Source organism: Myroides odoratimimus, assembly GCF_030326305.1.
Lineage (GTDB): Bacteria > Bacteroidota > Bacteroidia > Flavobacteriales > Flavobacteriaceae > Flavobacterium > Flavobacterium odoratimimum_A.
In genome coordinates this window covers 77,356-104,319 of the sequence record NZ_JACAKB010000002.1, presented here as the reverse complement: position 1 = coordinate 104,319, position 26,964 = coordinate 77,356, and the positions used below count along the sequence as shown (strand labels likewise).

General features: G+C 33.0%; 24 protein-coding genes and 1 riboswitch. Of the genes, 17 read left to right on the top strand and 7 right to left on the bottom strand.

The features are described 5' to 3' along the window. Window positions 1-92: 92 nt before the first annotated feature. Complete coding sequence (locus tag HX049_RS02110; RefSeq protein ID WP_131540617.1) at window positions 93-2,141, top strand: LTA synthase family protein; 2,049 nt, start codon at window positions 93-95, stop codon at window positions 2,139-2,141. Between the two features lie 31 nt (window positions 2,142-2,172). On the opposite strand, the gene leuB is transcribed toward HX049_RS02110, so the two are convergent. The 4 genes from leuB to HX049_RS02090 are packed head-to-tail and all read right to left on the bottom strand — an operon-like array spanning window position 2,173 to window position 6,454. Next, window positions 2,173-3,291, bottom strand: a complete 1,119-nt coding sequence (gene leuB / locus HX049_RS02105) for a 3-isopropylmalate dehydrogenase (protein WP_131540618.1) — start codon at window positions 3,289-3,291, stop codon at window positions 2,173-2,175. Between the two features lie 2 nt (window positions 3,292-3,293). Beyond that, entirely contained in the window at window positions 3,294-3,878 is a 585-nt protein-coding gene (gene leuD, locus HX049_RS02100) for a 3-isopropylmalate dehydratase small subunit (RefSeq protein ID WP_286413653.1), read from the bottom strand. Next, window positions 3,862-5,265: a 3-isopropylmalate dehydratase large subunit gene (leuC, locus tag HX049_RS02095; protein WP_286413650.1), complete on the bottom strand. Its 1,404-nt coding sequence runs from the start codon at window positions 5,263-5,265 to the stop codon at window positions 3,862-3,864. Before leuC ends, leuD begins: the two co-directional genes overlap by 17 nt. A gap of 13 nt (window positions 5,266-5,278) precedes the next feature. Continuing rightward, entirely contained in the window at window positions 5,279-6,454 is a 1,176-nt protein-coding gene (locus tag HX049_RS02090) for a 2-isopropylmalate synthase (RefSeq protein WP_131540621.1), read from the bottom strand. 145 nt (window positions 6,455-6,599) lie between these two features. On the opposite strand from HX049_RS02090, the gene HX049_RS02085 reads away from it, so the two are divergent. From HX049_RS02085 to HX049_RS02070, 4 genes are all read left to right on the top strand, one after another. Then, a complete protein-coding gene (locus HX049_RS02085; RefSeq protein ID WP_286413647.1) occupies window positions 6,600-8,093 on the top strand; it encodes a hypothetical protein in 1,494 nt (497 codons plus the stop codon). Between the two features lie 133 nt (window positions 8,094-8,226). Continuing rightward, a riboswitch (cobalamin riboswitch) is annotated at window positions 8,227-8,419 on the top strand. Window positions 8,420-8,619: 200 nt separating this feature from the next. Continuing rightward, window positions 8,620-9,018, top strand: coding sequence for an acyl-CoA thioesterase (locus HX049_RS02080; RefSeq protein ID WP_131540623.1), 399 nt, complete (start codon window positions 8,620-8,622; stop codon window positions 9,016-9,018). A 655-nt stretch (window positions 9,019-9,673) separates the two neighbouring features. Then, window positions 9,674-10,495 carry a hypothetical protein gene (locus HX049_RS02075; RefSeq protein ID WP_286413645.1) on the top strand — a complete coding sequence of 274 codons (822 nt, stop codon included), beginning with the start codon at window positions 9,674-9,676 and terminating at the stop codon, window positions 10,493-10,495. Window positions 10,496-10,704: 209 nt separating this feature from the next. Beyond that, window positions 10,705-11,556 (top strand): hypothetical protein, encoded by an 852-nt coding sequence (locus tag HX049_RS02070; RefSeq protein ID WP_286413643.1) that lies wholly within the window; start codon window positions 10,705-10,707, stop codon window positions 11,554-11,556. Window positions 11,557-11,674: 118 nt separating this feature from the next. Here HX049_RS02070 and HX049_RS02065 read toward each other — a convergent pair whose 3' ends face one another. Together HX049_RS02065 and HX049_RS02060 are read right to left on the bottom strand one after the other, a co-directional pair. Then, window positions 11,675-11,902 (bottom strand): hypothetical protein, encoded by a 228-nt coding sequence (locus HX049_RS02065; RefSeq protein ID WP_006256959.1) that lies wholly within the window; start codon window positions 11,900-11,902, stop codon window positions 11,675-11,677. A 241-nt stretch (window positions 11,903-12,143) separates the two neighbouring features. Then, the gene (locus tag HX049_RS02060; protein ID WP_006256958.1) at window positions 12,144-12,494 is read right to left on the bottom strand and encodes a 4Fe-4S dicluster domain-containing protein; all 351 of its coding nucleotides are present in this window, start codon (window positions 12,492-12,494) and stop codon (window positions 12,144-12,146) included. Window positions 12,495-12,568: 74 nt separating this feature from the next. On the opposite strand from HX049_RS02060, the gene HX049_RS02055 reads away from it, so the two are divergent. From HX049_RS02055 to HX049_RS02020, 8 genes are all read left to right on the top strand, one after another. Continuing rightward, window positions 12,569-13,627 carry an acyl-CoA reductase gene (locus tag HX049_RS02055; protein WP_286413641.1) on the top strand — a complete coding sequence of 353 codons (1,059 nt, stop codon included), beginning with the start codon at window positions 12,569-12,571 and terminating at the stop codon, window positions 13,625-13,627. A 156-nt stretch (window positions 13,628-13,783) separates the two neighbouring features. Beyond that, entirely contained in the window at window positions 13,784-14,851 is a 1,068-nt protein-coding gene (serC, locus tag HX049_RS02050; RefSeq protein WP_286413639.1) for a 3-phosphoserine/phosphohydroxythreonine transaminase, read from the top strand. Between the two features lie 20 nt (window positions 14,852-14,871). Continuing rightward, window positions 14,872-15,822, top strand: a complete 951-nt coding sequence (locus HX049_RS02045; RefSeq protein ID WP_286413637.1) for an NAD(P)-dependent oxidoreductase — start codon at window positions 14,872-14,874, stop codon at window positions 15,820-15,822. A 33-nt stretch (window positions 15,823-15,855) separates the two neighbouring features. Next, a complete protein-coding gene (locus HX049_RS02040; RefSeq protein ID WP_286413636.1) occupies window positions 15,856-16,332 on the top strand; it encodes a hypothetical protein in 477 nt (158 codons plus the stop codon). 360 nt (window positions 16,333-16,692) lie between these two features. Further along, entirely contained in the window at window positions 16,693-19,053 is a 2,361-nt protein-coding gene (locus HX049_RS02035) for a TonB-dependent receptor (RefSeq protein ID WP_286413633.1), read from the top strand. A 19-nt stretch (window positions 19,054-19,072) separates the two neighbouring features. Continuing rightward, window positions 19,073-20,290: a DUF4374 domain-containing protein gene (locus HX049_RS02030; protein WP_286413631.1), complete on the top strand. Its 1,218-nt coding sequence runs from the start codon at window positions 19,073-19,075 to the stop codon at window positions 20,288-20,290. A gap of 139 nt (window positions 20,291-20,429) precedes the next feature. Next, complete coding sequence (locus HX049_RS02025; protein WP_286413629.1) at window positions 20,430-21,140, top strand: CPBP family glutamic-type intramembrane protease; 711 nt, start codon at window positions 20,430-20,432, stop codon at window positions 21,138-21,140. 132 nt (window positions 21,141-21,272) lie between these two features. Beyond that, window positions 21,273-21,740 carry a GNAT family N-acetyltransferase gene (locus HX049_RS02020; protein WP_041889703.1) on the top strand — a complete coding sequence of 156 codons (468 nt, stop codon included), beginning with the start codon at window positions 21,273-21,275 and terminating at the stop codon, window positions 21,738-21,740. A 37-nt stretch (window positions 21,741-21,777) separates the two neighbouring features. Here the strand turns inward: HX049_RS02020 and HX049_RS02015 are convergent, their stop codons facing one another. Further along, a complete protein-coding gene (locus HX049_RS02015; RefSeq protein ID WP_041889706.1) occupies window positions 21,778-23,196 on the bottom strand; it encodes an MATE family efflux transporter in 1,419 nt (472 codons plus the stop codon). Window positions 23,197-23,598: 402 nt separating this feature from the next. Between HX049_RS02015 and HX049_RS02010 the strand changes: the two genes are divergently transcribed. From HX049_RS02010 to HX049_RS01995, 4 genes are read left to right on the top strand one after another with little or no spacing between them, the layout of a single operon-like run. Continuing rightward, window positions 23,599-24,447 (top strand): GLPGLI family protein, encoded by an 849-nt coding sequence (locus tag HX049_RS02010; protein WP_286413627.1) that lies wholly within the window; start codon window positions 23,599-23,601, stop codon window positions 24,445-24,447. 37 nt (window positions 24,448-24,484) lie between these two features. After that, window positions 24,485-25,306 carry a GLPGLI family protein gene (locus HX049_RS02005; RefSeq protein WP_286413626.1) on the top strand — a complete coding sequence of 274 codons (822 nt, stop codon included), beginning with the start codon at window positions 24,485-24,487 and terminating at the stop codon, window positions 25,304-25,306. A 17-nt stretch (window positions 25,307-25,323) separates the two neighbouring features. After that, window positions 25,324-26,130, top strand: coding sequence for a GLPGLI family protein (locus tag HX049_RS02000; RefSeq protein ID WP_286413624.1), 807 nt, complete (start codon window positions 25,324-25,326; stop codon window positions 26,128-26,130). A 4-nt stretch (window positions 26,131-26,134) separates the two neighbouring features. Further along, a complete protein-coding gene (locus HX049_RS01995; protein ID WP_286413622.1) occupies window positions 26,135-26,920 on the top strand; it encodes a GLPGLI family protein in 786 nt (261 codons plus the stop codon). The last annotated feature ends 44 nt before the right edge of the window (window positions 26,921-26,964 follow it).

The following is a 26,964-nucleotide window of genomic DNA, read 5'->3' as shown; positions in this document are numbered from 1 at the left end:
CTTCAATATTATTTAAAAATTATAAAAATGTTAATTTATTGTAAACTTATTTGCTAGTTTTGCGCATTGATAATTATTTAAGAATAGTGATTATGAATATAGATTTATATAAGAGAGTACTTAAGATAACTGGAGTGTATTTTGTATTCTTCTTTTTGGTTTTTCTTTCTAGTAGACTTTTTTTCTTGTTTACTTATGGAAATTTTGAAGAATTAGCTGAGATAAAAGGTAGTGTATTGAAGGCGTTTATAGCAGGGAGTAGATTTGATGTATCTGCTGTTTGTTACGGTTTTTTACCTTTATTGTTATTTTGGATAGCTTCATTATTTATTTCTAAGAAAAGGTCTAGCAAATTTTTAAAGATTTATAATAATTTTTCTTTTATCATTTTATCTGTAGTTTTAGTTTTATTTCTATCGCTTATTATAATTGATTTTTACTTTTATCAATTCTTTCAATCCCATATCAATTTATTGTTTTTTGGTATTTTTTATGATGATACTTCAGCAGTATTAGACTCTGTGTGGAATGACTATCCTATTTTGAAGATTATAGCTCTATATATTAGTGTTATTTTATGTTTGATAGGAATATATAGATTTATAGTCAATCGTTATGTCAGAAGTAAAAGTAAGTCTACTATCAGAAAGATAGATTACTTATTATTACTAGTAATACCTCTGTTTTTTATAGGAATGCGTGGTTCTTTAGGAGAGTTTACTTTGCGTCGTGAGCATACGAATGTTTCTACAAATGAATTTGTCAACTCATTAGGGTATAATGCTATCTACAGTCTGAAATTTGCTAATTCAGAACGAAAGGATAATATAATTGTACCTGATATTGAAAAAGAAATAGTTAACTCAGGCTTTAGCACGATAGACGATATTCATCGAGCATATTTAGAGACAAGAGAAGTGCTTTTTAATAATGACCTTACTACTAAAACTGCTCATAATGTTTTTTTAGAAAAGAACCCTCCTAATGTCATATTTCTTCAGATGGAAAGTATGAGTAATCATTATTTTGAGATGAATACTAAGGAGTTTAATTTGATAGGGGACTTAAAAGATGAGTTACCTAATCTGTATTACTTTAAGAATGCTATGTCTGCATTTAATGGAACTATTCAGACTTTAGAAAATTTTATTATTGGTACTCCTAAGACCATTATTTCTCAGTCTGTTTATTTTGATACACCTTTTAGTACATCGGTAGCCATTCCTTTTAAAGAGAACGGATATGAAACTTATTTTTTAACAGGAGCTAATTTATCCTGGAGGAATATTGATAAGATGTTAGAGCAACAACATTTTGATCATTTGGAAGGAAATAATGCCATCTTAGAGTTTAATCCTAAAGCAGAACAGTTTGCATGGGGGGTACACGATGGCTATTTGTTTGATTATATTTTTAATACATTAAAGAAAAGAGATAATAAACCTAAGTTTATCTTTGGTTTGACGATTAGTAATCATACTCCTTTTGAGGTACCAAACAATTTTAAAGTACAACCGATTAGAATGCCAGAAGAAGTCAGAAAAAATATAAGAGTAGATGAAGCTACAGCTTATGCTAATTTTGCTTCTCATCAATATGCTGCTTCTGAGTTAGCTAGATTGATTAGGATGATAAAAGAGTCACCTTATGGTGAGAATACTATTATAGTGGCTTCAGGAGATCATAATATTAGACAGGTGTTTGAATATACAGCAGAGGATAGTTTTATGAAGAGAAGTGTACCCATTCTGTTTTATATACCAGAGAAGTATAAACCAGCCTTTTTTGATGAACATGTTTTAGCTTCACATAAAGATATTTTTCCTACTATATTTAATCTAAGTTTATCTGATGCGAATTATAAATATACAGGAGATAATCTGTTCTGTAGTACTGAGCCTTACAGATTCGCTCTTAATGATTATAACTATATAGCCGATTCTTTAGGGGTAGTAGCGATTGAGAATGATAAACCGTATTATTATACTTGGGTAGGAAGTGATAAGCGAAAACTGAAAGTACAACCAGAATTGGGAGAGCATGGACAATATATGCTGAGTAAAATGAAGACTTTTACTACTATGCAGACGATAAAAATATACGAAGATATACAAGCTCATCAAATGAGTAGAACGAAATAGTAAAGAGCTCCACTAAGGAGCTATTTACTATTTATATAATCGTTGATTTGTGATATGGGATATTATCTTTATATCTATATCCTGTTCTGTATCGTATATGATTACAAATATAATCACCGATGTCAGATGTAATAAACTTAGAAGTCTTGTCTAAGTCAGTAGTTAATACACCTGCATTAATACAGTGTAATACTGCATCCTCTATAGCTTCTGCAGCTTCGTGTTCACCTAAATGTTCTAACATCATGGCTCCACTTAGTATAGAAGCAATAGGATTAGCGATACCCAACCCTTTTGCTTGTGGATAAGAACCGTGAATAGGTTCGAATAATGCACTTTCTTCTCCGATAGATGCAGAAGGCAATAAGCCAATAGAACCACCGATTACACTAGCTTCATCTGAAATAATATCTCCAAACATATTTTCTGTTAGGATAACGTCAAACTGTTTTGGGTTTAAGATTAATTGCATAGCAGCATTATCTACAAACATAAAATCTAGTTCAACTTCTGGGAACTCCATAGCAATAGTCTTTACTACTTTTCTCCATAGTCTAGAAGTCTCTAATACATTCGCTTTATCTATAAGTGTAACTTTATTATTTCGTTGTTTAGCTGTTTTAAAAGCTAGACGAGCGATGCTTTCTATTTCATCCTGATGATACGAACAGATATCTACTGCTGACTTACCGTCAGCAGAAGTGCTTTTGTCTCCGAAGTAGATACCACTAATTAATTCTCTATAAATTACCATATCAGTTCCCTGAATGATGTTTTCTTTTAAAGGACTTTTATTGATTAACTTTTGATACGCTTTTACAGGGCGTACATTAGCATAAAGGCCTAATTCTTTTCTAAGAGCAAGTAATCCTTGTTCAGGACGTATCTTTGCAGAAGGATCATTATCGTATTTAGGATCCCCAATAGCGCCAAAAAGCACAGCATCCGAAGCCTTGCATTTAGCTAATGTTTCCTGTGGCAAAGGATTATTTGTTTCATCTATAGCAATAGCTCCGATTAGTGCTTCGTGATATTGTAATTGGAATACATAGGTCTGTGCCGCTGCGTTTAATACTTTTATTGTCTCGTGGATTACCTCTGGGCCTATGCCATCTCCTGATAATACAGCTATATTGTATTTATTTATCATGTCTAGTAAGATTTAGTTTGTTCAAAGGATTTTATTGCATCCTTTTTAGCAATTAAGAAGTCTATATCATCATAACCATTTAATAAGCAGATTTTCTTATAAGGATCTAGTTCGTAGTGTTCTTTTTGATTATTGACAGTAATAGATTGTTGTTCTACATCTACATCTATCTGTACACTAGGATTGTTTTGTACTTCATTAAATAAGTAAGAGAGGTATTCTTTACTTACCATAATAGGAAGTACACCATTGTTTAGCGCATTCGTTTTAAAGATATCTGCAAAGTAACTACTCACAATGACCTTAAAGCCATAATCAGATAATGCCCATGCTGCGTGTTCTCTACTACTCCCACACCCAAAATTGTTACCAGCTATTAATATCTCACCAGAGTATTTAGGATTGTTTAGAGAGAAGTCTTTTTTCTCACTGCCATCATTGTTGTATCTCCAGTCTCTAAATAGATTATCACCAAAGCCCTCTCTGTTTATACTTTTTAAGAAGCGAGCAGGTATAATCTGATCTGTATCTATATTTTCTATTGCTAATGGAGTAGCAGTAGATGTTATCTTAGTTAAGGCTTGCATATTCATTCATTTTAGAGTAAGTAATCTTTCCTTCTACAGCTACGATAGCGGCAGTCAAAGGGCTTGCTAATAAAGTGCGAGCTCCTTGTCCTTGTCTTCCTTCGAAGTTTCTATTCGATGTAGATACACAGAATTCACCTGAAGGTATTTTGTCTTCGTTCATTGCTAGACAGGCAGAGCAGCCTGGCTGTCTAATGATAAAACCAGCTTCTTGGAACACTGTATCTAGTCCTTCTTCTTTAATCTGAGCCACTACTTTCTGTGAACCAGGTACTATTAACGCATTGATGTTTTTAGAAATTTGTTTTCCTTTAATATAAGAAGCAGCTACTCTAAAGTCTTCTATTCTCGCATTCGTACAACTACCTATAAAAACGTGTTTAATCGGTATCGTATCAATAGCCTGACCAGGTATTAACCCCATATAATTAAGAGCCTTCTCTTCAGACTCATTTTTATTGAATGGAATGAACGTATCTATGTCTATTCCCATACTTGGGTTAGTACCATAAGTAATCATCGGCTTTATATCTTCAGCATTGAAGTGATACTCACAGTCGAATTTTGCATCTTTATCTGTTGGTAGCGTCTGCCAATATGCTACTTTTTGATTCCATTCTTCTCCTTGAGGCGCAAAGGTTTTACCTTTTACATAGTCAAAGGTAGTCTCATCAGGAGCTATCATTCCTCCACGTGCTCCCATCTCTATACTCATATTACATACAGTCATTCTCCCTTCCATACTCATCTCTTCAAATACGTTACCAGCATATTCACAGAAGTATCCTGTACCTGCATCTGTACCTACTTGAGAGATGATATATAAGATCACATCTTTTGGCTGTACGTGGGTATTAAGTTTACCACTTACGGTGATACGCATAGTCTTAGGCTTATTCATTAAGATACATTGACTAGCGAATACTTGTGCTACTTGGCTGGTTCCAATACCAAATGCAATGGTTCCAAATGCGCCATGAGTAGAAGTATGACTGTCTCCGCAGACCATACTCATACCTGGCTGAGTAATACCAAGTTCGGGCGCGATAATATGCACTATCCCTTGGTATGGATGTCCTAAATCATAGTAAGTAATGTTGTTTTCCTTACAGTTAATTGCTAATTGTTCTACTTGCTGTTTTGATAAAGGATCTTTTATTGGTAATTCTTGATTTAGAGTAGGTACATTGTGATCCACAGTAGCGATGATTTGTTGTGGTCTAAAGACAGGGATATCTCTCTTCTTTAGTTCATCAAAGGCTTGTGGACTCGTTACCTCATGAATTAGATGCTTATCTATATATAATATATCCGGACCGTTCTCAATACTTTCTACGACATGGGCATCCCATACCTTGTCAAATAATGTTTTTGGTGTTTTATTCATTTTCTTTGTTTGTTTAGGCGTGTTTAATAATCTGGTTTTGTGTGTACATATTCATGATAGCAAATAAGTCTACTTCAGTTACTTCTTTTTTAGTATCTGCTACGCCTAAGAAATATTCGTATAAAGTATCTAGTTCAGTTTTAGTTACATCATATCCGATATTCTTGAAGCGATATGCTAAAGCTGACCTACCACTACGTGCTGTTAGAATGATAGAAGAAGCATCTATACCCACATCTTTAGGATCTATAATCTCATAAGTATCTCGTCGTTTAATCACTCCATCTTGATGAATACCAGAACTGTGAGCAAAGGCATTTGCACCTACGATAGCTTTATTCGGCTGTACTACCATTCCCATCGTAGAAGAGGTAAGCTGACTTAAGTGATTTAACATCGTTGTATTGATATCAGTATGAAAGCCTAGATTTTCATGTTGTTTTAAAATCATGACCACTTCCTCTAGAGCAGTATTACCTGCACGTTCACCTATACCGTTGATCGTACATTCTATCTGTCTAGCACCATTGATTATTCCGGCTATAGAATTAGCTGTTGCCATTCCTAGATCATTGTGACAATGACATGATAGGATGACGTTCTCTATTCCTCTGACATGATCTCTTAGATACTTGATTTTGTTTCCATAATCTGTAGGTAGGCAGTATCCCGTAGTATCCGGAATATTGATCACTGTCACCCCAGCTTGGATTACTGCTTCACATACTTTCGCTAGATAAGCATTATCTGTTCTTCCAGCATCTTCAGCGTAGAACTCTACATCATGCACATATTTTTTAGCATAAGCTACAGCTTCTGCTGCACGATCTATAATAGCCTCTTGTGTAGAGTTAAACTTATATTTTATATGTGAGTCAGATGTACCGATACCGGTGTGTATTCTTGGTCTCTGTGCATACTCTAGTGCTTTAGCTGCCGAATCTATATCTTTCGTATTCGCACGAGTAAGTGCACATATTTTAGCGTTTTTAACGATTTTACTAATCGCCTGAACAGCCTCAAAGTCACCAGGACTGGAAATAGGAAAACCTGCCTCAATTACATCAACACCTAATTCATCGAGTTGCTGAGCAATAGCCAACTTTTGTTGTTTATCTAGTTTACAACCAGGTACTTGTTCTCCGTCTCTTAATGTGGTGTCAAAAATCTCAATCTTTTCAGTTTTCATATTTTATGTTTTTAAATAACTTTAAACAAAAGTGTATAAAAGCTTTTTGTTAACTTTATCAAAAAAACAAAAACTACAATGTTAAAAAACTGATTTCAATACCTAAGTTGTTGTTTTTTAGTTTGTTAAAATATTTTTTATTACAATGTCAAATTGGGGAAAAGACTGGTTATTTATATTGATAAAATCTTTGACAAGGTCAGAGAAACGTCAATTTACTTTATATGTGAATAGGTTGCAGAATAATGCAGATGCTAAATTCATCTCTTTGTTTAATGCCATGGATAAGATGGAGGAATACGATGAACAAGTTATTCTCAGACAGAAGATAACAAGTAAACAACAACTATCTAACTTAAAAGCAAATCTGTATAAAGCTATTTTGGCTAGTCTTCGCATGAATCCCAGTAAGAAAAATGTAAGAATACAGATACGTGAGCAATTAGATTTTGCTACCATTTTATATCAAAAAGGCTTGCATAAACAAGGTTTAAAAATATTGGACAAGGCAAAACAAATTGCTTTAGATGTAGAAGAGAAGAGCCTTGCCTTAGAGATTATAGAACTAGAAAAGGTAATCGAATCTCAGTATATCACTCGTAGTATTACAGGGCGTGCTGATGAGCTTATCGCACAGTCTAATGACCTGATTATACAAAACTATTATGCAACCAAACTGTCTAATCTATCGCTGAAGTTCTATAACGAGATGCTTACCTCAGGGTATGCTAAGAGCGAGGAAGATAAGCAAGAGTTGATTACCCGTTTTAGTGATCAGTTGCTAGATATAGATGTGAAGATGCTTAACTTTAGAGAGAAGTTGTGGTACTTTAAAGCGCATGTGTGGCTATGTTTTTTAATTCAAGATTACCACAATGCTTATAAATATGCTAAGCTATGGGTAACGCTATTCTATGAACACCCTAAGATGATACAGAGTCATCCTGTGTGGTATTTAAAAGGAAATTCTTATCTATTTAAGATTTTACTGTTGTTTAAATCTGTGGATAAATACATCTATTGGAATGCTAAATTAGAAGAACAATTGGCTCTAGAGAGCTTCCCTCAGTCTATGAATATTGATTCTCAGCGATTCTTATTACAGTTTAGTAATAAGTTGAATATAGAGTTTATACAGCAGACTTATAACGGAAGTTTACTTTTTGTAAAGCAATTACAGCGTGGTATTAATGAATATAGAAATATGATTGATGAACATCATTTCCATATTCTATATTTTAAAGTAGCTTCTTTGTATTTTGGGTACAAGAAGTATGAGGACTCACTTGCTTATACAGAGCGTATTTTGAGCAAAAATGACTATTCTGTACAAGAAGATTTACTATTTCATACTCGTATCTTGTCTCTAATGGCGCAGTATGAGTCTGGACATGATCAGTATTATGAGGACTTTATTAAAGCTAATAGAACCTTGATGAAAAAGATGAAAAATAGAACACAGATACATGATACCTTTATGAGTTTGTTTGAAGGGCTATTGGGCGCTTCAATTAAAGATCAAAAGGCGGTGTTAGAGCGATTTGTAAAAGAAACTGAAGAACTTTATAAGAATAGATTCTATGTAAGAAGTATTCTCTATATAGATGTCCTAAATTGGGCAAAGAAGAAAATAGATTAGCATAGATGTATTGACTTACTTATTGATAAAAGCCATATAGACTTCATTGTTTATGTGGCTTTGTTTGATTAAAATGTGTTGTATGTTTCAAAAGAATTACTATCTTCGCCACAGTATTAGAAAATAATACAGTATTAATTCCATAGAAATAGGTTATACTTAGTTGTATATGAAAAGGGAATCGTGTGAGAATCACGAACTGTCGCGCAACTGTAAGTAACTCATTAGTTTTTTATCCAAGTGATCCACTGTTATTACTTAAGTAATGGGAAGGACGATAAAAAATAGTTACAAGTCAGGAGACCTGCCTAATTCTGTTTATAGACTATGCTTTCGCGGTTTAGAGCTTTATGTCAAGTTGGAATGTGTTTATTATTTAATCCATGAGATTATAGTCTGTATAATCTTGGATAAGCACATTGTACCTTTTCATTTAATTCCAAATCATTTTTTCGAATAGCAGTTTGATAGTTCTCTATCTAGTCTATAGTATTGTCTGAATACTGTAGGATTAACGAATATAACTATGTTAATAGAAACAGAGATAGAAGAACGCAAATCGAAGGCAATCACTAGTGTCTTTAAGGTAGTATTTCCAGATACTACTAATCATCATAATACCATGTTCGGTGGACGAGTAATCATGATGATGACTGAGACAGCATTTATGACCGCTACGCGTTTTTGTAGAAAGAACTTTGTGATTGTTAGCAGTGATAAGATTGACTTCAGCAAGCCAATACCAGCAGGCTCATTAGTAGAGATGGTAGGCGAGGTAGAGTCTATAGGTAATACGAGTATTCGCATCCGTGTCAATGTGTACAGAGAGAAGATGAGGGAAGATGAACGCATCCAGGTAGTGACAGGAGTATTCACACTCGTAGCATTAAATGATAATTTCAAACCGATATCTATATTAGACTAGGTTTTATACAAGTAAATTTTGTAAGCATCTTACATTTTTTAGTTTTTGGTAGGGGGATAGACAGGTTAGTGTCTATCCCCATTTTTTTAGACTCTTTTTAATCTAGTCTTTAAGATCAAAACATAGGGCTCTTTGTAGACATCTAAGCCAATGAATAAACTTTTTATAAGAGGTGTAATCTTAAAAATAATAAATTCACTTTTTTACTTTTTGATTCAATAATTGACCTTTTATGAAGAGTTTTTATAGGTTATACTTCTTTTTTTCTGCTAAAAGGCTCTTTAAAGCCCTGTAATGAGCTATTCTTTTAAAAAAAGAAGTCATTTTTTTTAAGAGTGATTTTTGTTTAATGTGTTGATTTATAGGTTTTTAATTGTTGTTTGTCTAGAATGGATACTATCATCATATATCCTTAAAGTCTTATAGACAGTGGCTTGATTTCGATTCCTTCGACAGTTAGTGGACAATAAGCCGTATTTAGTGGGGAAAAGAGGTTGTTAGTCGAACGAGTATCCTTTTATTGACCTACTATTCTCCTTGAGCAGGAAGTTAAGAATAAATCCAAAAAGTAGTGAATCTGTCAGATAATGTCTAGGATTTAGGAAATGGACTTTATAGTTTTGGATTCGCTTGTAAAAATCAATAGACATCACACATGAGAGGATTATTAAACATTGTATTAGCAATGGTATTAGCTACTACAACTATGACTGTATATGGTCAAAAAAAGAAAAGAAATGTAAAGCAGTATGATAGTGTTGAGGTATATCGCGGCAATGATGTTATTCAAGATTTAGTAAAAGCGGGAAGAGATACGGTTTTTACGAGACATTATTTAAGCAGCTTCTTGGTAGACTCTACACGTTTATGGAGAGAGGAAGTAACGTACACAGGAGAAAAACTGGACGATAATAAATATAAGCTGTCTGCCCAGAGTATGCTTAAAGAAAAGAATGCGGGGGAGCTAAAGTTAAATACTGAAAGTGAGAAGATATATCATAAGAATAAATCAGATGCTACTTATATACTGAATAGAAGATATCTGTTAGAGGGACTGGTAGAAGAAGTAGTTCATCAGAATAAAAAGTACACTGCCAAATGTATAGATAAGGATGGAAATGTGCTGAATGAAACAGGATGCCTTCGCTACTCTCAAACTCCTTTCCCAGTTGAAAAAACAGAAAAGTTTCAACGCAATTTACAAAAAACAATAACTAATTTAATTACCAACAGTAGAGGTAAATTACCACGTTATATCATATTGGCTATTGAGGCAGATTACGAGAGTCAGCGTTGGAATCTAGCTTTAGACTTTCCTAAGGATTATAGGTTAGGTTCTGATATGCATACTAGTTTAGTAGCTGCTATAGCTCATGTATTGAATAAAGAGAAATTAGAGGAGTATCATTTTGAGAAAGATATTAATGGTAATTATTATAATAGAACTATGTTTATCCCATTGATTTTTAAAAGATAGGAGCAGCTAGAGACTAAAGGACTTTACATGATCAAAAATATAATGCTTTGTAGAAGGGATGATCTAAGAGAATAGTAATAGGTATCTAGGTAGTAGGTCTTTTAAAACTAGAGTAACCTAAAATAAAGGATATTTAGACAATAAAGTAAGTAAAAAATATTTTATAAGGATATGGAATTGAATTATAAAATTCAGAAATAGATATGATAATGAGATCAATAGAATTAAATAGAATAACGGCTTTCATACTTTTTTTAATTTCAATATTAGGATATGGTCAGAATGGGAAAGCTTTTGTTACATTTAAATCATATGAAGGGTATCTGAGTGGATATGATATTGTAAAAGAGTTACATAAACAAGAGAAGGATACATTATTTACTAGATACTTTAATAGTATTAATGCTGTTGATTCTGTATCTAAGTGGGATAGAGTAGTGAAGTACGTAGGGAAAAGGCTAAAGGATAATCAATATTTACTACTGACTAAGACTTATAAGCTTGATATAGAAACAAGAAAATTAGTTAAAGAGGAAGAGAGTAAAAGAACTTTATTAGATAAGAAAGGAAAGAAACAGATCTTTATAAAAAGAAAATTCTTAAAAGGAGGTCTAGTAGAAGAGTATAAGAAGGATAAAGGGAAGGAGACTATTGGCTGTTATGATAAAGATGGAGCTAAGCTAAATGATAAGGGATGTCTGTTATATACTTATTCTAAAGTGCCAAAAAACAAATTTGAGAATTTAAGAGGAGAAATAAAACAGAGAATATATAATGTTTTGTCTAGCTCTACAGGAAGATTACCTCCTTATATCTTACTGAATATAGAAGCGGATTATCCAAGTAAGAAATGGTTTGTGACATTTTCTGCCCCTAAAGACTATAAAATAAGTAATCATTTGTACTCAGATTTAATGATAAGTATTCTTAATTCTCTAAATAATTTGAAAATAGAAGAGTATCACTTTAATAAAGATTTGTACGGTAATTATTATAATCATAGCTATACTATTCCTATTTCATTTGAAGCACTTGAAGTAAGGAAATATCATAGTAATTGATAAAGTATAAGCATTGTAAATGAAATTTGACTAGAAATTAGTTCATTAAAACAAGGCAATAGAGATATAGATTAAAAATAGGCTCTGATGACTAGTCATCAGAGCCTATTTTTTTATGCTATTTAGAATTGTTACTAAAGAAATAATAAATCACATATAACCATCCTAGAAAGAAATGGACAATGGCCCAAAGAATAGACTTGTTTCTTGTCCACGATAGAAATACTGCGATAAGCGAACCTAGTGTAAGTCCTCCTCCCCATATCTTGATGGAGGGACTATCTGCAAAGGCTGAGGTCGTGATAAGGATCATAGCTGTGATCCAGAATGCATGAGATTTGTTCATAATGATTTTGTTTTTTGTGTTAATTACCTATAAAGTTAATAAAAAATATTTTTATAACTTATTGTAATATAGTGTTATAAGATGTTTTTTTATATACAGCGGTATGGTGTTGTTACAAAATACAAAAACAAAAAGCTCAAGAATCCTTTGAGAATTCTTGAGCTAGAAGAGTATTATATCAGTTTATGGCTATGGTGATAAATGAAAAAAGCTACTCCCTAGGAGTAGCTTTATATGTTGCTTAGTGCTTATGCAAGAATGCTTGTCTTTGTAAAAGAGTTTCTTCGCTTTCGACATGGTTGTCGTCAGGAATACAACAATCTACTGGACAAACTGCCGCACACTGAGGTTCTTCGTGGAATCCTTTACACTCTGTACACTTAGATGGTACAATGTAGTAGAACTCATCAGAAACTGGTTCTTGAGCTGCTTCAGCATCAACTTCAGTACCGTCAGGTAAAACTACCTTACCTGTTAAGGCTGTACCGTCTTTATATCTCCAGTCATCTGCTCCTTCATATATCGCTGTGTTAGGACATTCAGGTTCGCAAGCTCCACAATTTATGCATTCGTCTGTTATAATGATTGCCATAGCTTATATTTTGTTTTATATGTATTAACTTTGTATGCAAATTTACACCCAAAACAATTCACAAACAAGTCAATATGAATTTAGATGTTAAAAAAAATGCATTTGTTAAGTTAGGTCAATTTTTGAGCCAATTCGCTGCAAATGAATTTGTAAAAAACAATGATGTATGTCATAATGATGAATTTTTTTCAAAGTTTGAAGAACTGATTCACAGCTCAGTAAACTATAATGGATGGTTCACATTAGAACAAGTAGTGATCTCGATCAACTCTTGGGCAAGTGCGTTGACACAAGATAATTTAGATAAGTGGACTTCAAAATATGATTTTTCTAGTGAGCCTAATAAGCGTGTAGGATTGATCTTAGCAGGTAATATTCCTTTAGTTGGGTTTCACGATTTTATCAGTGTATTGATTTCGGGTAATATCGCTAAGGTAAAAATGTCTTCTAATGACCAGAAATTACTTCCTTTTTTAGCTAATTATTTAGTAGCTGTAGAACCTGGATTTGCTAGTCGTTTTGACTTTATTGAAGGAAAGATGGAAGGATTTGATGCAGTAATAGCTACAGGAAGTAATAATACAGCTCGTTATTTTGATTATTACTTTAATAGTGTCCCTAATATTATACGCAAGAATAGAAACTCAGTTGCTGTTCTAGATGGTACTGAGAGTCATGAAGACATGGTAGCCTTAGGTAAAGACGTGTTTACATACTATGGCTTAGGATGTCGTAATGTCTCTAAGATATTCGTACCAGAAGGATATGTGTTTGATAGTTTTTATCAAGGTATGTTTGAATACAAAGACGTGATCGAATATGAAAAGTATTCTAATAACTATGATTACAATAAGGCTGTATTCTTAATGAGTGAGTTTAAGATTCTAGATAATGGATTCTTAACTGTGAAAGAAGATAAAGGATATGCTTCACCTATATCATCTGTATTTTATGAATACTATACTGATATTAATGAGGTAAAATCGAGACTAGCTGAGGATGTGGATAAAATACAATGTATCGTATCTAATAATCTGGTAGAAGGTAGTATTGCTTTTGGACAGACACAAGAACCACAGTTATGGGATTATGCAGATAATGTAGATACTATTGAGTTTTTGTTAGGATTATAGTGATTAGTGATGGCAAGAATTATAAATCCGCGCCAAGTGATAGATTAATTTTAGGATTATAGACTAAACGATTTAACGACATCACAAAAAACGACATCACAAAAAAACGATTTCACAGTTTCACAAATTCACGGTTTCACAGAAAAACAGAACAATATGAGTAAAGTACATAATTTCTGCGCAGGTCCTTGTTTATTACCAGATGAGGTATATAAGGGAGCCGCTGATGCTGTATTGGATTTTAATGGGAGTGGTTTATCTATACTTTCGATTTCTCATCGCAGTAAGGAGTTTATTGCTGTACTAGAAGAAGCGCAGCATTTGGCTCTATCTCTGTTGGGACTTGAAGGGAAGGGGTATTCGGCTCTATTCTTACAAGGCGGAGCAAGTATGGAATTCTTAAGGGTTCCATATAATCTAATGCAGACAAGAGCAGGATATATCGATACAGGTAATTGGTCTTCTAAAGCAATAACACAGGCAGAGACATTCGGTGAAGTAGAAATATTAGCTTCTTCCAAGGATAGAAAGTATGCTTATATTCCAGAAGATATAGTTATTCCTGCAGGACTAGACTATGTGCATTACACTTCTAATAATACGATATATGGTACGCAGTTTAGTGATGTGCCTAAAGCAGAGTGTCCAGTAGTATGTGATATGAGTTCGGATATCTATTCGAGAGTGTATGACTGTGATAAAATAGACCTAATCTATGCAGGTGCACAAAAGAATATAGGCCCAGCAGGGGTGAGTGTTGTTTTGATAAAAGATAGTGTTCTTGGTAAGTCAGGTCGCACGATACCTCAAATGATGGATTACGCTGAGCATATCGATAAAGGAAGTCTTTATCATACAGCTAATGTTTTTGCTGTATATACGAGTTTGTTAAACTTGAGATGGTTAGATTGCCTTGGAGGTGTAGAAGCTATCGAGAAGATTAATAATCAAAAAGCAGCTACTCTGTATGGTGCTATTGATGAATTAGATTACGTAGTAGGACTAGCTGATGTAGTATATCGATCAAAGATGAACGTAACCTTTGATTTTAAAGAAGAGGCAATGAAAAGTATTTTCGATGCTTTATGTGTAGAGGCAAATATCACAAACATAAAAGGACATCGAGTAGCCGGTGGATATCGCGCTTCTCTGTATAATGCTTTGAAGCAAGAGAGCGTAGATGCTCTAGTAGAAGTGCTACATACGATGAAATCAAAGATTTAATAAAGAACCAAATAACGCAGATGAGAGTATTAGCGAATGATGGTATCCCAGAAGAAGTAAAAAACGACTTAGAGGGATTGGGATTTGAAGTAAAAGAGGTTCGTGTAGCTCACGAACAGTTAATTAACTATACAAGTAAAAATGAAATAGAGGTTCTGTTGTTACAGCAGGGGACTTTATTGAATAAAAAAATGATAGATGAGATGTCTCATCTAAAGGCTATTGTTTTTGCAGGTACTTTGATAGATTTAGATATTATAGATTATATCAAAAGTTGTGGCATTAAGGTAATATGGGCAGAAGAAGCACTGTCTAATGCTACTGCAGAGTTAGTATTTGCACATTTGTTTTCGGGTTGTCGTCTATTACAAGAGTCGAACCGCAATATGCCTTTAGAAGGAGATGCTAGCTTTAAATCTCTACAACAGTCATATAGTAATGGCATTGAACTAGCAGGTAAGACACTTGGAATTATTGGTTTAAATGCAGCAGGTGAGAAGGTTGCTCAAAAGGCATTAGCCTTAGGGATGAATGTATTGTATACAGATGCTTCCGTACCAGAGGTTAAAGCTGACTTTGTATTGCCTAACGGAATACATTTTAGAGTAGATCTAGCTTCTACAGATATGCATAGATTATTACACGATTCTCATTTTATCACTATTCATACTAAGCATTATCAAAAATATATCTTAGATAAAGAAGCGTTTAGTCATGCTCATAACTTGATAGGAGTGATTAATTGTGCTTACCCAGAGGCAGTTAACGAAGTAGATTTAGTGGATGTGGTAAATGCTGAAACTGTATTGTTTGCTGGGATTGATAGATTTGAAGAGGAGCCTCATCCAGCTATTCAAGTGCTGATGCAACCCGCTTTTTCTTTATCGCCTAATATTAATGCTTCTACAGATGAAAGTAAAGTGTTAATATGGGATGAAATTTTCGATAAAATGCAAGTATTGCGAAAATAATAAGTAGTTTTATACATCTAAAAAAATAAAACTATGTTAGAGCAAATTACAAAATTAGTAGAACAAATCAGTTCTAATGAAGTAGCTAAAGGAGGGATCACTTCAGATCTTACAAGTGCAGTTACTAAAGAAACAGGAGACAGTATTATCAATGGATTAAAGGATAGTGTTAGCTCTGGAGATATTAGTGGATTGACTAATCTATTATCAGGTCAAACTTCTAATATTGCATCTAATCCTATCGTAACAGGTATGATAGGTAACCTTATCAGTGGATTAGTTGGTAAATTAGGTTTATCAGAAGGTGTAGCAGGAAGTTTTGCTAATGATGTAGTACCGCAAGTGGTATCAGCTATAGTAGCTAAAATACAAGGAGGAGAATCAGGTTTTGATATGTCTACAATCCTTAGTGGACTAGGACAAGGAGGAGCACAAGACATGTTGGGATCTTTACTAGGAGGAAAAGAAGGATTAGGTGGGGCAATCGATAAATTAAAAGGATTGTTCTAGTCGTTATAACGCATTAATATAAAGGCGGTTATTCACATAGTGAGTAACCGCCTTTTTGCATTATTTAGAATTATTAAAAATAAAAGTTCTCATAACTTGATTTTATGTTAAGATTTACTATATATTTGCAACTATATAAATTTAGTCTAAATAATAATTAATACTTGTTTTTTGCAATTAATTGAATTTTAGATTATTGAAAAGTTGTTGTTAATTATGGAGTACATAAATAGCTGTTAAATATTTAAGAGGAATGATAAACTCTTCCTTGTGACTGACATTTTAGTTAAATATTCAACATATAGTAATCAAAAGGCAGATTATCTGTTTTCTAGTGTCTTTTGAGCAATTCAATCTTAAATGAAAAAATATATACTACTTACGTTCTTATTCTCTTTTGCCCTTTTCTGCCATGCCCAACAATTGGCTTATTCTGTAAAAGGAAAAGTGTTAGATGAAAAAAATGTACCAATAGCTTATGCAACTGTCGTTGGTATAGAATCTAATCAGTCTACTCAGACTGATGAAAAAGGAAACTTTGAATTTAAAGTTCCAAATAAAAAAGAGACCATAGAGATTAGTTTTATGGGATATAGTTCTTTTAAAAGCATTATTACTTTTGATCAAGAAACTACTAAAGTGCTGTCAGTAAAATTAAAAGAACAACAACAGCAATTAAGTGAAATTAATATTAAAGCTAAGAGTGCTAGTGAAAAAGTAAGACAAAGTGCTTATACTGTAAACGCTGTAGAAGTAAAAGCTTTAGCCAATACAGTATCTGATGTCAATCAGATCTTAAACAGAAGTGCTGGAGTGCGTGTGCGTGAAGAAGGAGGACTTGGTTCTAACTTTAATTTTGCTTTAAACGGCTTTAGTGGAAATCAGATCAAATTCTACTTAGATGGTGTTCCTTTAGAAGGTGTAGGATCTTCATTTCAACTAAACAATATCCCTGTAAATATGATAGAGCGAATAGAGATCTATAAAGGGGTAGTTCCTATTAGTTTAGGAGGGGATGCTCTAGGTGGAGCTCTAAATATTATTACAAAAAATACGAAGAGCAAATATCTAGATGCCACAGTTTCTTATGGGTCTTTTAATACTGTGCGTTCATCTGTGAACATGGGAATGACTACAGATAAAGGATATAAGTTTCAATTAAACGCATATCAGAACTATTCTGACAATGATTATAAAGTGGATGTAGATGTTCACAATTTTGAAACAGGAGTACTTACGCCAAAGAGAGTTCGTCGTTTCCACGATCGTTATCACAATGAAGGAATCGTCCTAAAAGGAGGTATGGTGAATAAGTGGTATGCTGATGAGTTACTATTTGGCATTACATTAGGAAAGAATTACAATCAAATTCAGACTGGGAATAGAATGGAAGATGTCTATGGAGGGAGATTTACTAAAGGAGACTTAATCTTGCCTAGCCTTAGTTATACAAAGAGAGATTTCTTAGTAGAGAATCTGAATGTGTCTGTAAATGCAAATTATAATCTAGGTAGTGAACAAGCTATAGATACCATGAATAGATTGTATAACTGGGATGGAGATTATATTATAAAAAATACTTTAAAGAAAGAAGGTGGGGAGATAGAGAGAAGAAGATTTAAGTATAAGAATAATAATGGATCGGTAATCGCTAATGCGAATTATGCATTAAATGAGCATCATCTGTTTGCGGTAAACTATAATCTGTCTTTATTTAATAGAAAAGGAGAGGATCTATTAGATGCGACATTAAAGAATAATAATTTACCTAAGAAATCTAATAAGGCTATCCTTGGTTTTAGTTACCAATATACTCATAATGAAAAGTGGAATGCGATAGCATTTTTAAAAAAGTACTTCCAATATAATTACTCAGAACGCTATTATAACGAGACTTACTTCACACAAGACAATAGACAGAACTTTACTGGATATGGGGTAGCTGCGGCTTATAATTTACTGGCAGACTTACAAGTAAAAGGTTCTTTTGAACACAGTATACGTATGCCAGAAGCGTATGAGATGTTTGGAGATGAGGTAAACTTAGCTTCTAATTACAATCTAAAACCAGAGTCTAGTAATAACTTCAATGTGGGAGTTCAGTATGGATTTACTATTAATGAAGTAAACCAATTTAGGGTAGAGACAAATTTCTTATATCGAAAAGCTAAAGATTATATAAAGGAGGAAGTTAATACAGGGCAAGGCACCGCAGCTCAAAAAGTTAATAGAAATATCGGTGGGGTATTAGTAAAATCCTTTGATGGAGAGATAAGATATAGCTACAAAGATTTCTTCTCTGTGATGGCTAATGTTACTTACCAAGATATTTTAAACGATATGAAGTATGAGAATAACTCTGAGGAGGTAAGTGCTTTATATAGAGATAGAGTGGCTAATATTCCATATCTATATGGAAATGGAATGGTGTCATTCAATTTTAAAGAAGTATTTGGATCTAAGAATAGTTTGCGTTTAGACTATAATATGATGTATGTACAAAAGTATTATTTATATGCACCAAGTGCTGGTATCGCTAAGTATAAGAGATATATACCGGAGCAATTCTCACAAGATATCAGTTTGCACTATGCTATTCGTGATGGAAGATATAATGTGGCAGTAGAGGTAAAGAATCTAGCTAATAAGACATTGTATGACAACTTCAGTTTACAAAAGCCAAGTCGTTCAGTTACTTTAAAACTGAGATATAATTTATAAAAAACATAATTAATATAATATGAATATCATAAAAAAAACACTAGGGCTATTATCACTTGTATTAATAGCATCATGTAGTAGTGATGACAACTCATCACCAGAAAAACCAACAACTCCTGAAGAAGGTAAAAAAGCTAGTTCTTATGTATTTGTGATTAACTCCTTGACAGGACAAGAAGGAGGAACAAAATATATAGCGACTGCGTCATCATTGACAGAAGGTGTGATAAAAATAGATAAGAACAATGGTATCGAAACTGATTCTTATTCATTCTTCGTACAAAACAATCAATTAATGGCTGCTGTATACGGATTCACTGGACAAAGCCCATTGACATTCTATAGTTTAAATGCTAAGAATGAAATAGTGCAAGGAACTAAGTTAGTTACAGAAACAATTGGAAGTTATGGGAATATAGGAAATTCAGAGGTTGTAAGTGCTACTTTAGATGGAAACTTATTTGCTATTAATACAGAGTTAAAGCAGATGACTCATAAAGGAGCAATTGATTTTACTAAGTTGAAATATAAAGATGAAGAGTCTAATGCATATAACATTAATGGAATCTTTTCGGTAGGTACGGATAAAATATATATCCCTTATTCTGTATCACCTAAAGAAGGAGATACCAAGTATAGAGACAATACGTTTATTGCTGTAGTTGATTATCCAAGTCTTAAAGTTAGTAAAACTATTATAGATGATAGAACCGGAGTAATAGGAAGCTGGTTTGGGATGAATGGTGTTCAGCAAGTAGAAGATGGATCTGTATATGCATGGTCTCCAGCAGAGAAGTCTAAGAATCCTTCTGCATTTATTAGAATTAAGAATCACGAGATAGATAAAGGATACTTCTTTGATGTACAAAAAGCAACAGGAGGACATAAGTTATCTCGTGCAGAGTACATTGGAGGTAATGAGTTCTTAGTGAGCTTCTTTGTAGATAAGAATATTGAAAGTACTTGGTCTGGTGTGACTAAGTTAGCAATCGTAAATGTATCTACTCAATCTATTAGATGGATAGACACTATCGCTGAGCATGCGCAAATGCCATATAAACAAAAGATATATGTAGAGAAAGATAAGAAAACAGTACACTATGTAGCTCCAATAGAGAAGACAAATCGTTTCCAAGTATACAATATTGATGTTGCAACAGGTATTGCTAAAAAAGGTATTACAATCGAAAATGCAAATGATGTAACAGCTATCTCTAAATTAGAGTCTGTACAATAGTAGCAGTTAAAATAAATTAGTTAGGGTGTTTTGAATTAGGCAAATTCAGAGTATAATAAGTTGTTGAAGCAGTAATCATGGAAACGTGATTACTGTTTTTTTGTTTATCTTGTATTGTAAAATTATTGACTTAATAAAAATGAGTATATCAGTAATCATTAGTGATTTTATCCATTATATACGACAACCTCATACTGAAGTGTTAGATATTAGCAAGAAAGAGAAAGTAAGAAGAAGCTTGGTATTAGTTGTTTTTACATTAATAGTGATAACAGTTTATATATTCAGTATTAATAAAATAGTTCCATTACCTAAGACAGCTAGATTGTTTGATTTTATAGCTGACAAAGGACTATTAGTCGCTGTGTTGTTTATTGTATTATTAGGACCTTTAGCAGAGGAGGTTGCTTTTAGATTAGCTCTAAGGTTTAAGAGTTGGTATTTGTTGTTAAGTACTCCTCTTACATTAGTATATAGCCTTTGGATCTTGTATAGGATTAATCTGAGTATAGCCTTCATAGTAGGAGGGGTATTCTACGTGATACTGTGTACCTATCTTTATCTACATAGAAATAATATAGTGATACTTAAAGAGAGACATGAGAAGTATTTTGGGTATGTGTTTTACAGTTACACATTTTTGTTTATGATTATGCATATTAGTAACTTTTATACAATTAATACTGAAGTACTTGTATATAGCCCTTTGTTGTTTCTTCCTCAGTTCATAGGAGGACTTCTACTCGGATATATACGGATGAGATTTGGTTTTGGTTATAATTGTATGATACATATAATCTATAATACTATTCCTATGTTATTATTGTATGTGACTGGTGTTATTAAATAGATAGGTGTTCTTAGAAGGTTACATTAAGTGAAGAGGATTTAACTATAAATGATTAATGTGTTTTAAATAAAAATTACGATATGTTAATTTGTAATAATTATCTTTGAGTAATAGACTTTAAAATATTGAGTTATGAATAGTATCCATTGGCATACCAAAGCTTTTGATGAGTTGACAGTGAGTGAATTATATGATATTATGCGTTTACGTACGGATGTATTTGTGGTAGAACAAAATTGTCCTTATCCTGAATTAGATGGTAAGGATAAGAAATGTTTACACATTTATGCGACGAAGTTAGATCAAGTCGTTGCTTGCGCTCGTATTGTCCCTCCTGGACTTAGTTATCCAGAAATAGCTATAGGAAGAGTAGCTGTACATGCAGATTATCGCAAGGATGGTTATGGTCGTATCTTAATGCAACATGCTATAGATAAGATAGAAGAGGAGTTTGGAGCTCAAGATATTCAGATTGGAGCTCAGTGTTATTTGAAGAGATTTTATAGTTCATTTGGATTTGTAGCCTCTTCTGAAGAGTATTTAGAAGATGGTATTCCACATGTGGATATGATTAGAAAAGCATCAGAATATACTAAATAGATAAAATGCCTTAACATCATCTGTTAAGGCATTTTTATTATACTTTTTTCTTCTTCCATTTACCTCGCCTAAATAAAATAAAGGCAAGAATAGCGATTACTAATTCGGCAGAGGGAATAGCTATAAAAGCTCCTGTAGAACCAAAATTAAAATGATAAGTCATTAAATAAGCAAAAGGTATCTGAAATAACCAGAACCCAACTATATTTATTATTGTAGGGGTAACAGTATCTCCAGCTCCATTAAAGGCATTCATCAAGGTCATTCCTGCTCCATAAGCTATAAAACCGATAGCTCCTATATACATTGCTTCCTTAGCAACTGCTTTAATAGCTTCATCAGTTGTAAAGAATGAAGCTAAAATTTCGGCCATACTAAAGAATATAATCGTGACAATAGCCATATAGAAGACATTGTATTTTAAAGTTGCAATCACTGATTTATATGCCCTGTCGGGATTGTTATCTCCTAAGTTTTGACCAACTAAAGTAGAGGCAGCATTACTCAATCCCCATGCAGGAAGAATAAAGAAAACAAGAAGGCGTAAACATGTCAAGAAACCTGAAGAGCCTATTTCTCCTCCGCTTTGTGCTACTATACGGGCAAGAATAACCCAACTACAAGTGGATATCATATACTGTACCATACCTGGTACTGCGATTTTAATGATATTCCAGGTCATATCCCATTGTATTTTGAAGTACTTTAATTTTAACTGGATAAGAGAATCTTTTTTAGACAGATAATACAACTGATACACAACTCCCATACTACGTCCTATAGCTGTAGAGTAAGCAGCTCCTTCTAATCCCATTTCTGGAAATATCCACCAGCCTCTAACCATAATAGGGCATAGGATGATATTGATAATATTACCAAAGCCAAGACTTTTCATGGCTATGGCCGCATTCCCTGCACCCCTAAATATTCCGTTAATAAGGAATAATAGCATGATGGATACACAACTGACTAATAAAATTCTGGTATATCCGTATCCATATTCTGCAGAAGCTTCTGATGCCCCCATCCACAGTAACCAGTCTTTTGCATAGATAAAACCTAATACGCTTAATACAATAGTGATTAATATTGATAGTGTGATGGCTTGTGCTGCATTTTGTGCCGCTTTTTCTTTATCTTTTTCACCTATACGTCTAGCTACGATAGCTGTGGCCGCCATACTAATCCCTATACATATGGCGTAAATAATAGATAATAGAGACTCTGTTAATCCTACACTTTGTATAGCGTAGGCACTCTCTTTTAAATGTCCTACAAAGTATAAGTCAACTAAAGCAAATACTGATTCCATTAACATCTCAAACATCATAGGAATGGCTAATAGAAAAACAGCTTTATTAATAGACATATTAGTCAAATCAAAGTTCTCATTAGAGAAGGACTGTTTGATCAGAGAAAATATATTGTTTTTTGATTTAAATGTTGTTGTTGACATACTTAATGAATTGCCTAGGGAATTTTTAGGATTCAAATATAAGTTGATTATGTAATTAAGATATGATTTAGCACTTTTTTTATTCCAATGGTATTTATAAATAGAATATTTTATTTGTGTTTTTATTTTTTTTAAGTAATTGAAATACAGTATTTTATTTTTATAAGGATAATTATTTTGTATATAAACTATTTAATTAGTTGTAAAACTAAATAAATAGTTGTTAGTTTGGGTTGTTAAATATTGGTGATAATAAGTTAGTATTTTGTTTTAATGATTTGATTATGTTTGTTAATTTTTACTTATTAGTGTTATATTTATTTAATTAGATCATTACGAAAGGGTTTAAAATGTTAATAAAATCAAATCGTAGTTAGTATAAACCATAAATAACTAGAGAATATGATTAAGACGATGTACATATCAGTAACAGCATTATGCAGTGTGATGTTAGCTAATGCACAAGAAAAAATAGAGGTAATGAGATATGAGTATCAATTAACATTACCAACTACTAGTGCTACTGGAGATGAGGAAGCACTTCAGAGTAGCACAGAAATTATTTATCTAGATATAAAAGGAAGTGAGTCTAGATGTGCTAGTGAAGGAAATATTGGCAGAGAAGAAACATTAATGGAGTTCTCTACAGGAGCTAAGAAGGATGCTGATTTTGCAGTTCGTATGCAGGCTTTAAGTCAATTTAAGAGTAGAGTAAAATGGACGGTATATAAGAATGGTACATCATTAAATACCCATGCATCTTCTGGTATAGAGTCCTATAATGTAGAAGAGGCTAATAATCTAGTGAAATGGAATATTTCTGGAGATATAGAAGATTACAATGGTATGAAGGTACAGAAAGCGGTAGGAGAGCTGAGTGGACGTACTTGGACAGTGTGGTTTACTCAGGATATCCCTTTGATAGATGGACCTTATAAGTTTAAGAATTTACCTGGATTTGTAGTCAAAGCAGAGGATAGTACAGGTGATTATAAGTTTGAGTTCTTAAAGAGCGAGAGAGCTACTACTGATTTTTGGTTGTCAAATAAACAAGAGAAAGCGATGAAAATAGATAAGAAGCAGTGGGATAAGATTAGAAATGTAAATGCAAATAAAAGCTTCTCACAGATTATGAATGAAAGAGGAGGTACAGCGACTTTTAAAATGGTAGATGAAAAAGGAAAGGATATAACGGATGAAATGACTAAAAAGAAGATGGGTAAAGAAAGTAAACCCATAGAGTTCTATTAGTAGATGGGGGAACACATATAATAAAAAACTATAGATTATGAATAAATTGTTAGTGATTAGTATAGTTGCGTTTATAACTAGTATAAGTGGAGTGGCTCAAGAGAAAATTGAGGTAATGAGATATGAATATCAGTTAGTTTTTCCATCATGGGAAATAGGTTCAGAGAAATCAGAAATTGGAAAAAGGGAAGTTGTTTATTTAGATATTTATAATAATAAATCTAGATGTATTAGTGAAGGAAGTAATAACGTAGAAGAACTATTAGAAATTAAACAGGGTGGAAGAGGTTTTGCTAATAAAAGTAATTTAAAACAATATAATACTAAAGTTAGATGGTCTGTTTATGCTAATCAAGGAAAATTGAGTACCTATCTTAGTACTGGTTTAAATATGTATAATGTAGAAGAAATTAATAATCTAATCAAATGGAATATTTCTGGAGATATAGAAGATTATAATGGTATGAAGGTACAGAAGGCAGTAGGGGAATTGAGTGGACGTACCTGGGCTGTGTGGTTTACTCAAGATATTCCATTGATAGATGGACCTTATAAGTTTAAGAATTTACCTGGATTTGTAGTCAAAGCAGAGGATAGTACAGGAGATTACAAATTTGAATTCTTAAAGAGTGAAAAAGTAATTACTTCTTATTGGTTGCCAAAATCATCTAGTAGTGCACAAAAGATTACTAAAGAACAATGGAACAAACTTAGAAATGCTATAACAAATAAAAACTTGATTCAAATGCTTGAAGAAAGAGGTACTAAGATTGATATTAGTTCAATAAAAGATAAAACGGTTCAAGAAGAAATGAATAGAAAAATAGGCAAAGAGGATAAACCTATTGAGTTCTATTAGTCTAAAGTGATTAAGTTATGAAGAAGTATTTATTTAGTATTACAGTTACTGTTTTAACTGCTTTAGGAACATTAGCTCAGGAGAAAATAGAGGTCATGAGATATGAATATGAGGCAACGTTTAAACCATCTATTAAGTCAGACGAAATCTTTACAGATTCTGTATTCTTAGATGTATGGGATACTTCTTCTCGTTTTTATTCTAAAGGATATGCTAGCCGTGTAGAACGTTTAGCTAAAAAAGAGAATAGTGGATTAATAGGTAAGTTGTTTAGTATGGCTGATGAACAGACACGGCTTGAAGCGGTATTAGTAAAGGAAGCTAATAAATTATTCTATGTTCAGAATGTGAGTGGTACTATGTTGAAGATAGAAAGTCCAGTTAATCAGGTCAAATGGAATATAGATGATACTGTAGAGGAGTTTGAAGGTATGCAGGTACAGAAGGCTATAGGTGAACTGAATGGGCGTATATGGACACTATGGTTTACTTCTGAAATTCCTATCATAGAAGGGCCTTATAAGTTTAAGAACCTGCCAGGTTTTGTAGTCAAAGCACAGGATGATAAGGAAGATTATGTTTTTGAGTTTAGAAAGAGTGAGAAAGTCGAAATACCAGTAGACTTCAACGAATATAAACAGGCTGGATTATATAAAACTAGTGAGTTAGTCAAGCTAAGAGAGGTTAAGGCGAATATGACAGTTAAGCAGAATTTAGATAGTCAAGGTATGATTGTTTATTTTGAAGATACTGTTGAGAATCAACAGATGTTAAATAAGAAAGTGGAAAATAGTAGTAATTACCTTGAATGGTTAAAAAAGTAAACTTATGAAGTATTTAATAGGATGTGTTGTACTATTTTTAATATCTATTCATAGTATGGCTCAAGAGAAAAAAGACTTTATGCGGTATGAGTACTCATTGACTTTTAAGCCTTATGATGTAAAAGTAATGCCTGATAGTCTTCCTATCACAGAGAAGTTCTATCTGGATATAGACGGGAGTAATTCTATGTTCTATGATGAGTTTACTTACCAAGAATTTGTTGCTGAATTAGAAGAGATAGAAATAGATATTCAAAATTCTCAAGTGCCTTGGATGGTTTCTAAAGACTCAGGTAGCATTATTCTTTATGAGATGATTAATTCGCTAGAAGCTTATAAAGTAAAACAGCCTCTTAATCTTATTCAATGGACTATCTCAAGTGAGATAGAAGAGTATCATGGTATGAAAGTACAGAAGGCAACTGGAGAACTAAGTGGGCGTAATTGGACAGTATGGTTTACTACTGAGATACCTATAATAGAAGGACCTTATAAGTTTAAAAATCTGCCAGGTTTTGTAGTAAAAGCAGAGGATAAAAATAAAGACTATGTATTTGAGTTTACTGAGAGTATGAGAGTACATAATTACTGGATTGAATTAAAGGAATTAGATTTTTTTAAGGAAGTAACAGGTAAACAATTAAATCGATTAAAAACATTAAACGCCAATAAAACTTATATGCAACTCATGCAAGAAAGAGGGGGGAAGTTAATGAATGATGATAAAGAACCTTCTGATTTTATGACTAAGAAATTTGGCAAAGAGCCTAACCCTATAGAGCTTTATTAGTAATTAACCAAACGACCTTATTAACGATGAAATATGTAATATAT